Below are 11,850 nucleotides of genomic sequence, written 5' to 3'. Positions count from 1 at the left end.
GACACCGGTCCGTTCCGCGAGTGAAGAGCTGAAGAAATCTGTGCTGCAGTATACGTGTTCTTCCAGATTCTGACATTGCAGCAGGGTTTTGCCTTACACGAAGCATTCAGTGCCAAAAACTGCGGCATGCAGTTTGCCTTGTGGCTGCCCGTCTCAGTTTTTCCACCACGTCGTGGCACCACTGAAGCTTTGGTATTCGCGATTTTCATCCTCGCACTCAGGAGAAATTTTGTGACGTTCAGACACTGGACCGCGCTTTCCTTCGTTGTTTTATGCTGCAGCCTGCCATCGATCGGTTTAGCGCAGGAAGTTGCTGTTGAAATCACCGAAGCGGCGGCGCCCGCTGCCGCTCCCGCATTCAATTCGGGTGACATCGCCTGGATGCTGACGTCGTCAGCATTAGTGCTGATGATGACAGCACCCGGTCTGGCGTTGTTTTACGGCGGCCTCGTCCGGAAGAAGAATATTCTCAGTGTGATGATGCAATGCATCACCCTCATGGGATTGATGTCGGTGATTTGGGCCTTGTACGGGTACAGCCTCTGTTTCGGAGACTCTGTCGGAGGGATGGGGCTGATCGGAGATTTCAAGTATGCCCTGCTGAAGGGAGTCTCTCCTTATTGGAACGAAAGCCTCAAGCAGGCAGTGCATCCGATGTACGGGGAAACCGGGATCCCTCGATCGATTCACATGGTCTTTCAGATGATGTTCTTTATCATCACTCCCGCGCTGATTTGCGGAGCTTTTGCCGAACGAATGAAGTTCAGCTCGATGGTGCTGTTTTCCATTCTCTGGGGAACCTTCGTCTATTGCCCCGTGGCCCACTGGGTCTGGTCTGATTTTGGCTGGTGTTCGGAATTCAATCCGAGTGCGAAGTTTAAGGCGTACGACTTTGCGGGCGGAACCGTGGTGCATATCACTTCCGGAATCTCTGCCCTCGTCTGTGCCCTGCTGCTGGGAAAGCGACTTGGATTTGGACAAGAGCCCATGCCGCCGCACAATCTGACTTACACCTATATTGGTGCCACCATGCTGTGGGTCGGCTGGTTTGGCTTTAACGCAGGGAGTGCTGGTGCTGCCGATCTGCGCGCTGCAAATGCTTTCGTAACGACCCAAATGGCGGCCGCGGCGGGGACGCTCGCCTGGGCCGGGCTGGAATGGTTGCTCCGTGGTAAGCCCAGCATTCTGGGGGCGTGTTCCGGTGCCGTAGCGGGGCTGGTCTGTGTGACGCCCGCCAGTGGTTCAGCAACCCCGATTAGCGGGATCTGTCTGGGGCTGGCCGCCGGAATGGTCTGTTTCTTTGCATGCACGACCATGAAGAACAAGTTTGGCTACGATGACTCTCTGGACGCATTTGGTGTCCATGGCGTGGGCGGAACTCTGGGCGCACTTTTGACCGGCGTGTTCGCGACTCGAGCTGTCATCCCCGGTACCACCGAACCTTGCGGCCTGCTCGAAGGAAATCCGGCACAGCTCGTGAACCAGGCGATCGGTGCGGGAGCCGCCATGCTGCTGGCGATTGTCGGGACGGTGATCATTCTCAAGCTTGTCGACGCCGTAAATGGTCTCCGTGTCACCCAGACCGGTGAGATGCAGGGGCTGGATATTCATGACCATGGCGAAGAAGGTTACATCTTCTATTGATGCCTGAACTGATGTTTTGATCTTGATTGACGCACTGGGAAAGAGGCTTCACAATCAGTGAAGTAGCGCTCGCCGAGAACTGCAGAATAGACCCAAAAGATTTATCAAAGGAGCCGAACGTGAAGAAGGTTGAAGCGGTGATTCGCCACTACAAATTGGAAGAGGTCAAAAACGCGCTGACGCAGGCAGGAATCCAGGGGATGACTGTGACGGAAGTGCGTGGTTTCGGTCGGCAACGCGGCCATAAAGAAACTTACCGTGGTGCGGAATACACGGTCGACTTCCTGCCCAAAGTGAAGCTCGAAGTTGTCGTGGCGGACGCGGACGTCACCAAGGCGATCAAAACCATTTCTGATGTCGCACGAACGGGTCAGATTGGTGACGGCAAGATCTTCATCACCAGTCTCGAAGAAATTGTCCGCATCCGCACGGGTGAAACTGGTCCGGAAGCGATCTGATCGCCACTGTCCAATTTACCGGGCCTTTCGAAGTTCTCGGTCTGACGAGGTCGCCACTACAGAAGTCGAATTGCGGTTTTTGCCGGTTCGACTTCTTTGTTTGATCTCAAGCGACAGTTCAGGGTAGCGCTCTACTCAATCCTTCGTCGGATGCCTGTCACCTGAAGAATTCTGCGGTCGGTATACCCCTCGCGCTACAGGGTGAAGCCGCACGAATAGTTTTCAGTCACCGGCTTGCCCATTCGGACACATTTCTTGGTCGCACGGATGATGTGGGTTGAAGCCAGTAAAGTAGAGGGAGGCCACCATTCCTGAGGTTCGTTCTCGAATTGGTGAGTCTGAGTCGTCTCAGGCGGTGCCGCGCACAGAGAGAATCGGCACGCTGAGAAGGCGGGTGGACGGGCTGAGACAACAGGCCCGTAAACATTTTGAGCAGGGTGCGACGGGCCTGCAGACAGCGGCCTATCTGTCTCAGCACCTCGATGCCTTCCTGACACAGGTGTTTCAAGAAGTCTTGTCGGAAGCCGATCCTGCGCTGGTCGAAACGTTGCGTGGGCAGACTGCTCTCGTTGCAACAGGCGGAACAGCAAGAGGCGATGTCTGTCCCTATTCGGATATCGACCTGCTGTTTCTGCACTCACCCTCCTGCACGTCACAGTTTGAAAAGATCGCGTCACAGGTGCAGCGAGATCTGTGGGATTCCGGTCTCAAAATCGGTGCCAGCGTGCGCACGGTGGCCGATTCACTTTCGTGGGCCCGGCAGGAAATTCAGTTCGCCACTTCACTTGTCGATACGCGACTGCTGTGGGGAAATCAGGCGATTTTCGGGCAATTGCAGGTGCGATTCGCTCGTACGATCATCAAATCTCGCTCCAGTGAGTTCCTGGCCGAAGTCTCGGCGACCCGCAGCAAGGAAAGAGCCGAGTTCGGGGCTTCCACTCAGCAACTCGAACCGGATGTGAAACGTTCGGTCGGCGGACTGCGGGATCTGCATTTCATTCGTTGGGTCGGTTTCGCGTTGTACGGCAGCGGCGAAATTGACGCGTTACAGCGTCACGGTGCGCTCAATGCCGAAGATGCCCGCCGGCTTTCGCAAGCCCATGAATTCCTCATTGCCATCCGCATCAATTTGCACTTCGCTGCGAATAAAGAGCAAGACACACTCTCTCGCGATGATCAGTTAAGGATTGCCCGGTCTCGGAACATTCCTGCAATTGACGGTCTGCGGCCGGTCGAGCGGTTCATGCAGGAATATTTTCAGCACAGTTCGTTTATCGCGGACGTCGCGCGTCAGTTCATGGAGCAGACACAGCATAAGAAGATTCTGGATCAGGCCTTCGATTTCCTGATGTCCTATCGCGTCGACGAGATCTATCGCGTGGGGCCGGAACAGATCGACATTCCCCGTGGTCGCACCCGCCGGGCTGTTTGCGGAAATCTCGAACGGGTGCTTCATCTGTATCTGACCGCCGCCCGTTATGGACGGACGGTCGCGCCTCGGCTGGCTGCCATGATCAAGAGTGAAAAGATCAAGACGCCAGCAGTTCTATCGCCCGATGCGTCTCAACTGTTTCTTGAACTGTTGAAGACCACGGGAAAATTGGGAGAGGCTCTACGCGGTCTGCACGAGAATGGCGTGCTTGAAGCGGTTCTTCCGTGCTTCCAGCATATTCGCTGTCTGCTTCAGTTCAATCAGTATCATCATTACACCGTGGACGAGCATACTCTGCGGGCGATCGAAGCGGCAGAAGGGTTTCTGGGTGACACGGGGGCGGTGGGACGGGCCTATCGGGAAATCCATCATAAAGAATTACTTCACCTATCCATCCTGCTGCATGATGCGGGAAAAGGTTACGAAGAAGATCATAGTGAGGTAGGACGTCGGATTGCTGCGGACGTCGCCGTACGACTCGGATTGCCTGCTCATCAGCGTGAACTGGTCATGTTTCTGGTCCATCGTCACTTGAAGATGGCCGACCTGGCTCTGCGACGGGATATCAATGATCCGGCAGTTCTGCTGAAGTTCAGTCACGAGGTCGGTAGTCCTGAATCACTTCGAATGCTGTATGTTCTGACTGCGGCAGACATCTCTGCAGTGGGCCCGGGAGTCTGGACGCAGTGGAAAGCCGAACTGACCACGACGTTGTACGAACGGACCATGCTGTGGCTCAGCGGAAAAAGTCATCTGTTCGATGAACCGACCCGGTTAATGGCAATCAAGGAACAGGTCGCGAAGCTGATTGCCGGGGCTGAACCGATCGAGCCTTCCAATGGAACGACTCCGTCGGACCAGAATGAAGATTCACTGGCCGAAGAACTCGATCAGTTTCCGGCCCATTACCTGCTGGAGACTCCTCCTGCCCGGATCGCAGACGATTACCGACTGATCCAGTCATGCGGCCCCGATCAGATCCTTGTTGAAGCGGTTTATGATGCCGAGACGTCCACTGTCGAGTATCGCATCATCACGCATGAGCGACTGGCATCTGGCTGCTTCCACAAAGTTTCAGGAGTGTTGTCAGCAAAGCGGCTGGTGATTCTGTCCGCCGCAATTTATACGACGCAGGACGGCGTGATCATCGATGTGTTCCGGGTGCGTGACACGGACCATGTCGGCGAGATTCCCGGCTGGCGTGTCGATGAACTGGCCGTATCGATTCGCAAGGTCCTGCGCGGTGAGGCAGAGGTCGAAACGCTGCTGAGGTCACGAGGCAAATTTGCGCTGTCGGCACTGAGCGGTCCGGTGTCCGACCTGCCGATGCGCGTCGTGATCGACAATGAGTCGTCAGACCGGTACACGATCATCGATGTTTTTGCACACGATCGTCCGGGCTTGTTGTATGCCATTACCAAAGCGTTGTATGAGCTGAAGCTGAGCGTGGTGCTGGCAAAGATTGCCACGCACTTCGATCAGGTGCTGGACGTGTTCTTCGTGACGGATGCTGATAACGGGAAGATCACGGCAGGAGACCGTCTGACCGAAATCCCCGAAGTCCTTACGAAACAACTGGCAAGTTTTGAAGAATCCGCACGAGATGAACAGTAACCGGAGGGTCGTGTTTGTCGTTGCGGGGGACTGCATCGGCCGCTATAGTGCTTCAGTCACGGATCACGATTTATCCCATTGATACACGGAGGTTAATGGTGCAGATTCACGAATTCGATCTGAACGTCGGTGATATCCTGCATCTCGGTAACACCACTGTCACAGTGATCGATATCGAGAATGGCGAAGTGACCTTTCGGGTTGATGAGAGTGATTCCCATGATGACAACCTGTTGAATGATTCTATGGACGCAGGGTCATTTTCACTTCCCCGTTAATCCTCCTGCCAACGGCTGGTTGGGGCGCCATCGGAACAGACTCTTCGATATCGGATTCGTACGGGGTCGCTTTCGACCGATCCAGAATCAGCAATTGATGGCGACCGTTTCTTCGGATCTGCCCGCCAAAAATCTCAATCCGTGAAGCACCGCTCGAGACGACACCTGCACGGCCGTTTTCGACGGCGACAACGTTGTCCAGTTTGATTCCGTCGCAGAGCCCTTGCGCGTGAATTCCATCGAAGCGGAAGTGCTCGATCTTCACATTAGAGATCACAACATTGCTCACCTGATGCAGAGAGATTCCGGTCTGGTCCGCTGCGTAGGTAAACAGTTCATCTTCAGGTAGTTCGGGGCGATCCTGGCGAAAGTACACTCTCCCCTGCCAGGCAACCCAATGACCGGGTGGAAGCTGAGGTCGAGGATCCAGGCCGCTCTGTGGAATAGACTCGGGAAGTGGCTTACCGTCCCGCAGCAGTCGATAGAAGCCCTTTCTCGTCAGCGTCACCTTCCACAATGTGCGACTCTCGCGTCGCCAGCTTCCGGGAGGGAGCCTTCTCAGCCCGCTGATGGTGGACCCATTTCCCTGAATCATGAAGGGAGTATATGCAGTGCCACTGTTTCGGCTGCCCGTGAGGGAGATCGAGTCGTAGTAAGGGGTCCCCGTGTTGGCGAGGATGATGATGTCCCCGAATCGCGCAAGCTGTAGCGCCCGCTTGAGAGATTGAACCGGTCCCGCGTTTCCTTCCCGTCCGGTCGGGGTCACTCCATCGTCTGAATCGCGACCAACGACATTGTTGACGTAAATTTCTGACGCTGTGACAGAACTGGTCACAACAAGAAATCCCATCAAAAAGAGGTATCGAGCTGACATGGATGTTTCCCGAATCTTGTGGTCGCATCGTGACGAGCGGGTCATGGTCGGACTATCGTGCGGAGAGGTCATCGCTTTACCAGTGTGGTTGTTGGCCCTGGAATGATGGCTCACGTCCGTGCCAACGCGGTCCCTACTCGCCCCCTTCAACTCAGACTCTTGACCCGGCTTTCAGGGGCGTCGAGTCCCCTCGCTGATTTCATGGTCCTTGCGACGCATCCTCAGGGGAAGTGACTAACGGCCGGCGCGGGACAGAATCCTGTCAGAAGTCGCAGACTTTTCCGGTTGTGCAGTCGATGCGGTTTGCACAGAACCCCAAGACGCGTCAGGCCTGCGGGCGAAGAATGTCATTTGAGATCGATACACCCGACTCAAAGGCACCAACTGCGACTTCTCTGTTTCACCGGACATGACCGGGCGACTGGTCGTCTCTCGCGGCAGTACCGAGCCGTGTGCGTATCCCGGCAAAAAACGATCAGGGCGAACAGCCTGCTGAATCAATCTGCCCGTGCAACCTGGCACCGCGCAAATCATCAGAAGGGTTCGCCCTTCGTCACTGGATCAAGGCTGACCAAATACAAACGGCTGAAGCCATGACACAAACGAGTCCGTGGCTTACCGGCTCCAGCCGCAAGACCATTGATCTCGCTTACAGAACACCGTATTTGGCAAAAGCTTCGCCCGCTTTCAATCCGTTGCGGATCGAATCGCGAACTTCGTTTTCGGCGTGGACCTTATTCCAGGCACGCTGAATTGCTTCCGCTTCGATGGCTTGAGGAACGACAACAATGCCGTCTTCGTCCGCGAAGACGAGGTCTCCGGAACAGAACGTCACCCCATCGATTTCCACCGGGACATCGATATCCACGACGCGCTGGCGATTGAAGCTGTCATACACGCAGGTTTCACGTGCGAAGACGGGGAAGTTCAACGCACGAATCTTGGTGACGTCACGAATCGCACCATCGATGATCGCTCCGACGCATCCTTGATTGAGGGCCGCGGTCGTGAGGAGCTCTCCCCAGATCCCTGATCGGACTGATCCACCAGCCGCCGCAATCAGGACGTCATCGGGCTGACATTCGTCAACGGCCTTGAGTTCCAGTTCGTACGGGCGGGGATCTACATGAGCCATGTCGACCCAAAGGGAAGTCTTGCAGCGTCCAACCAGCAGGCCGCTGGTTGTGAAGGGACGAATCGGAAGTCGAGGCGATTGACGCTTGTAGCCAAGTGCGTCCAGTGCATCGCTGACGACAGCACTGTAAAGCGACTCACGCATCATCGCGAGTGTGATGGTCGAGGGGGTCGATTCGGTCATGGGGCTCCTTTTAGGCCGTATTGAAGCAATTCAAGAAGTTTTCCAAAGCCTCAATACGGCAGTGTAAAGATCTGCTGCCCTCGATGCGACTCTCAGCGAATCCCTGTGGTGGAAACCTTTGACTGGCCCAGTGTCAGTGAATGTCCCGGCCCCTGTCCTGCACTCGGTTTCTGTAGAAACTTCGGCAACTGGACGTTCTCGAAGAATTCGTAGCTCGGCTTTTCCCGGGCGCGGAGGTGGCTGTCCATATTCTCACCCTTCTGCAACTGCACAATCCCGGGTGCGTTCGTCTGAGCGGAATGCCAGACCGGCTGGTCCCTGTAAGTGAATTTCACCTGACTCACGTATTCTTTGAACTTATAAGTCCCGACGGCAATGAAATTGATTTCGGTGTCCTTGGGGCCTTCAACGCTGGCCAGCAGATTGATGGACCCGTTGGCCCCTGCCTTGCAGCCGATGGCCTCGAGTTGCCCGGTCAGGCCTTTGACCACCCGGTCCCGCTGAGTGGCATCGGGGATCCCACTGACATCAATTTTGACTGTCGTCCCCTCTCGCAAGACAAACAGGTCAGGATCGGTCAATGCCTTCTTCAGGAGTGTTTTGGCGGCGGGGTGAGGAATCTGCAGCGGGACGAGTGCACCGGCTTTCTTTTCGCCTTCGGTCACCGCGAAATAGGTGATTCCCTCCGCGGAGCGAACCTGCTCGGCTCCCTCGTACGTCCAGAGTTTCAGTTGATTCTGTAGATCGAGCAGGTAGTGATTGCCCACCAGGACAAAGGCATCATCGGGAAACTCAATACTTCCATGCACATTAAGTCCCGTACAGGGAATGGTCCGCTCCAGTTCGCCCGTCGCGAGGTTCCAGACCAGGACTTTGTCGAAGGCAAGACAGGCCAGCTTTTGACATGTGGGACTGAAAGCCATGTAAGGCCATTGGAGCTTGGTCGGCGTTTGTTGAATCGCGACCACTTCCTGTTTTTCAATGTCAAATACACCGACGTCGGAACCGTTAGAGAAGGCGATCCATTTCCGATCTGGACTCAGGGCGGGAACCGCACCGTTGGCAGTGTCGAACTGGCAGACAGGTTCGATTTCGGGGAACTTCCAGAGCACGACTTTCCCGTCGCGACTCGACGTGGCCAGCGTTTCCGCGTTCACAAATTCGGCCCAGAGGACATCACGGGCAGCACCCTGATCCGCCTCGTAGGGAGTCCATGAAACCTTTTTAGTGACCTTGTTTCCTTTGGGGATCCAGACCTCGAGCCGGTCCTGATTTCCGAATCCAAATTCTTCGCGGCGCATGATGATTTGCTGCCCATCATCATGCAGGGCAATAGGAACCATCTTGCCGGCACCGACGGCGGGCGTCCCGCACTTGCCCGTTTTCAGGTCGCAAATCGCGACTCGAATCGTCCCCCCTTCCCCGTGCTTATCCAGGAGATACCCCACTACAGCAAACTTCGATGTCGTTCCGCGACTGATCGCCATCCCCTTTAAGCCCTCAAAAAAGTTGGTCTTCGAGGGAAGCGGAATCGACTTCAAGCGGGTCGCTGCAGGGGATGACTCGGGGGCGACGATATCCAGCTTCCACGGTTCACCCGTCGCGGCCAGACTGATCTGTTCGACACCCGAGAGGTCCACAGTCACTGTCCGGGGGCCCTCTGAATCATCAGCGCTCGCTTTACCGGAAGCCGGTTTCTTTCCCGATGATTTGCTTTTGAAGGGGTCGTCGCGCTTGGTCTTGAAGGGGCTGTCTTCCTCTTCTTTCTGCAGGTTGGATACGAACTTTTGATCCGCACTGCTCAGTTTCTTCAACTCGATTTCAACTTCGTCTCCATCCTGTTTTTCCAGGGTGACGACGTCGTCCTCTACCTTGATAAACCTGGCCTTGATCTTGTTCTTTCCGGTCGAGTCTGACCAGGTGCGGTAGTCGTCCTGTGACATCACTGGCGTGGGTGAGAGGGACAAAAGAACGAACAGCCAAACAAACGAAGCGAGGCATGTGTTTCGGACTGAGCAGGTTCGCATGTCTACCTTCCGGTTGGATTGAGGGACACTACGTTCAGGGACACGATGTCGAATCGATCACGGACGCCCAAACAAGGGGGCGTGGAGAATCCACAGTGGAATGGAGCTTCGGAGTACCGAAAGTCTACAGATGCAGATGAGAATGTTTCAACGATGGTGCATGTAAGACGCTTCGGTCAGCTCGTGCTTGTCCGCTCTCCAATGCCGTCTATGAGGGATCAAACGAAAAATCCCCTGATCCTGGTTCGACTGTTCGAACCAGGATCAGGGGACGAAATTCCGACACTGCCGGACCCGGCAGCGGATTTCTTTCTCTCTCAGTTTTCGTGAGCGAGGGTGACCCTTTGGCCGGGACTACTGCCCTGCACCGTCACTCCCTTCCGCTGCGTCCGACGAGCCGATGTCGAGCTTCTGCCACTTTCGCGAACTGAGCTTCTTGAGGCCTTCCGCGGTGACGCTTCCGTTCTCTTTGAACGTCAAGGATTGCAGGCTGGCGATCTTCAGCAGGCTGTCGATGGCTTTATCGGTGACTCCCGTTGCTCGGATGGACAGTTCCTTGAGGTTCGGCAGCGACGCGATCACCTCGACTGTGGCATCGGTCATCTGTGGCACGGTCCAGATATCAAGCAGTTCCAGCGAGGAGAGTGCCGCCAGGTGTTTGAGCCCCTCATCACCGACAGAGGGAAGTTCATGCAGATAGAGTCGCTTGAGCTTCGGAAGATCGTCGAAAACTTCCATCGCACGATTATCGACGTTGGGCAGGTCGCGAAGCGTGAAGCGGGTTAGTCCCATTCCTTTGAGCGCCAGGACCCCTTCGGTGCCGAATCCCTGACAGCGGAAGATTTCGAGTTGCGACAATTTGCTCAGCTTGGCCAGATGCGGTCCAGACTGGTCCGTAATGACGAAGTCCTGCAAGAGCAGCGATTCGATCGACTGATTGCGGCTGAGCGATTCCAGGCCCGTATCATCGACGGCAGTACTGCGGTGCTTGAAGGACGTCAGTTTGGGGAGATCCCCGACCACGTCCAGAGCCATGTTCCCCGCTTCCATGTTGCCGCGCAGGTCCAGCGACCGAAGCTCCTGAAGCTTCGCCAGCCGCTGAGCACCAATATCGTTGACTTTGTTCTGGACCAGCGTCAATCGCTGCAGTTTGTCCAAAGTGCTGAGGATTTTGACAACCCCGTTGGACATGTTGGTATTGGACGAGAGATCCAGTTCGGTCAATTCTGGGAACGATTTCACAATCATCTCGACCGCCGAATCATTGATGGCCGAGTTCGTCAGCGCGAGACTCTTGAGGCCCTTCAAGGAACCGAGCGTCGAGGCCATTTCTTCGTTGAGTGCCCGGCAATTGAAGATCTGCAGCTTTTCGAGATCGCTCAGCTTCCCAAACAGTGCGACGTCAGCAGCCGTCAGGTTCGATCCGTCCTGAATGATAATTTCCGTCAACAGGTCGCCCGTTTTCGGCGAATACTTTGCACGAGCACCCAGTTCGTCGATCCGCTTGCGGGCTGCATTGACGTCATCAGCCGTGGCGGTGGCCGGTTTGGATGGCTTGGCGGCCGGCGTCGAGGGCGTGGCCGGAGTCGTTGCTTTTGGATCGGCTCCGGTTGGAGGTGTGCCGGTCTGCGTGCTGGAATCCTGGGGCTTGGCGCAGCCTGACACCACTAACAGTCCGATGGTGATTCCGGTTTTCGTCAACTGTGAAAAACTAACGTTCATGATTCTTCTCGTCTTATTTCCAAACGGCATCGTCAGTAGCGGATTTCCTACTGTATCGAGCCGGATACAAATTCTGAAGCAGTGAGGACCGGGGATGATTTACAGAGAGGGATTAAAGCGACGATGGAAGCAGGTTCCACATTTCCTCGCTCGGGCAACGACCGAGGCCGCCGGACCCCATGATCATGGTGCATGAAGGAGCGATTCTGGTGGCAGCGGGCGACGAGTTTCAGCAAAGGTTCCGTGGAGTGTCACAGCATGAAGTCCGTAAACGAAAAGGGCGCATGCCTTGCGACATGCGCCCCTACGGAATTCGGACTGCGACTAGTCGAGTCGGTGCCCTTCGGCGTAAACCGGCTTGATCAGATCGGCAACACCGGGGGTCTTGAGGCTGGCGAGGTTGGTGACCTTGAGATTCTTGGCATCCCATTCCACCTTTTCACCCCAGTCACCCATTTCACCGTCAGCTCCACCCTTGGCGGC

At 55.6% G+C, this 11,850-nt stretch carries 8 protein-coding genes; 3 read left to right on the top strand and 5 right to left on the bottom strand.

The features are described 5' to 3' along the window. Window positions 1-231 precede the first annotated feature (231 nt). From VGE80_RS07000 to glnD, 3 genes are all read left to right on the top strand, one after another. On the top strand, window positions 232-1,644 hold the full coding sequence (locus tag VGE80_RS07000; RefSeq protein ID WP_373652653.1) for an ammonium transporter: 1,413 nt from the start codon (window positions 232-234) through the stop codon (window positions 1,642-1,644). A gap of 119 nt (window positions 1,645-1,763) precedes the next feature. Continuing rightward, on the top strand, window positions 1,764-2,102 hold the full coding sequence (locus VGE80_RS06995; protein ID WP_373652652.1) for a P-II family nitrogen regulator: 339 nt from the start codon (window positions 1,764-1,766) through the stop codon (window positions 2,100-2,102). 394 nt (window positions 2,103-2,496) lie between these two features. After that, on the top strand, window positions 2,497-5,148 hold the full coding sequence (gene glnD / locus VGE80_RS06990; RefSeq protein ID WP_440592144.1) for a [protein-PII] uridylyltransferase: 2,652 nt from the start codon (window positions 2,497-2,499) through the stop codon (window positions 5,146-5,148). A 92-nt stretch (window positions 5,149-5,240) separates the two neighbouring features. Here the strand turns inward: glnD and VGE80_RS06985 are convergent, their stop codons facing one another. From VGE80_RS06985 to VGE80_RS06965, 5 genes are all read right to left on the bottom strand, one after another. Further along, on the bottom strand, window positions 5,241-5,369 hold the full coding sequence (locus VGE80_RS06985) for a hypothetical protein (protein ID WP_397569586.1): 129 nt from the start codon (window positions 5,367-5,369) through the stop codon (window positions 5,241-5,243). A 22-nt stretch (window positions 5,370-5,391) separates the two neighbouring features. After that, complete coding sequence (locus tag VGE80_RS06980; RefSeq protein WP_440592143.1) at window positions 5,392-6,300, bottom strand: right-handed parallel beta-helix repeat-containing protein; 909 nt, start codon at window positions 6,298-6,300, stop codon at window positions 5,392-5,394. A 649-nt stretch (window positions 6,301-6,949) separates the two neighbouring features. Next, on the bottom strand, window positions 6,950-7,618 hold the full coding sequence (locus VGE80_RS06975) for an RraA family protein (protein WP_373652648.1): 669 nt from the start codon (window positions 7,616-7,618) through the stop codon (window positions 6,950-6,952). Window positions 7,619-7,710: 92 nt separating this feature from the next. Then, window positions 7,711-9,645 carry an SHD1 domain-containing protein gene (locus tag VGE80_RS06970; RefSeq protein ID WP_440592142.1) on the bottom strand — a complete coding sequence of 645 codons (1,935 nt, stop codon included), beginning with the start codon at window positions 9,643-9,645 and terminating at the stop codon, window positions 7,711-7,713. Between the two features lie 354 nt (window positions 9,646-9,999). Next, window positions 10,000-11,367 carry a hypothetical protein gene (locus VGE80_RS06965; protein ID WP_440592141.1) on the bottom strand — a complete coding sequence of 456 codons (1,368 nt, stop codon included), beginning with the start codon at window positions 11,365-11,367 and terminating at the stop codon, window positions 10,000-10,002. Between the last annotated feature and the right edge of the window lie 483 nt (window positions 11,368-11,850).

The sequence above is a fragment of the Schlesneria sp. genome (genome assembly GCF_036405755.1).
Lineage (GTDB): Bacteria > Planctomycetota > Planctomycetia > Planctomycetales > Planctomycetaceae > Schlesneria > Schlesneria sphaerica.
The sequence above is the reverse complement of the archived record's forward strand: the minus strand, read 5'-3'. Positions and strand labels throughout refer to the sequence as shown.

Coding starts and splice junctions, on each gene's coding strand:
- VGE80_RS06970 (WP_440592142.1), bottom strand. CDS start 9,645: ATGCGAACCTGCTCAGTCCGAAACACATGCCTCGCTTCGTTTGTTTGG.
- VGE80_RS06985 (WP_397569586.1), bottom strand. CDS start 5,369: ATGGGAATCACTCTCATCAACCCGAAAGGTCACTTCGCCATTCTCGAT.
- VGE80_RS06975 (WP_373652648.1), bottom strand. CDS start 7,618: ATGACCGAATCGACCCCCTCGACCATCACACTCGCGATGATGCGTGAG.
- VGE80_RS06965 (WP_440592141.1), bottom strand. CDS start 11,367: ATGAACGTTAGTTTTTCACAGTTGACGAAAACCGGAATCACCATCGGA.
- VGE80_RS06980 (WP_440592143.1), bottom strand. CDS start 6,300: ATGTCAGCTCGATACCTCTTTTTGATGGGATTTCTTGTTGTGACCAGT.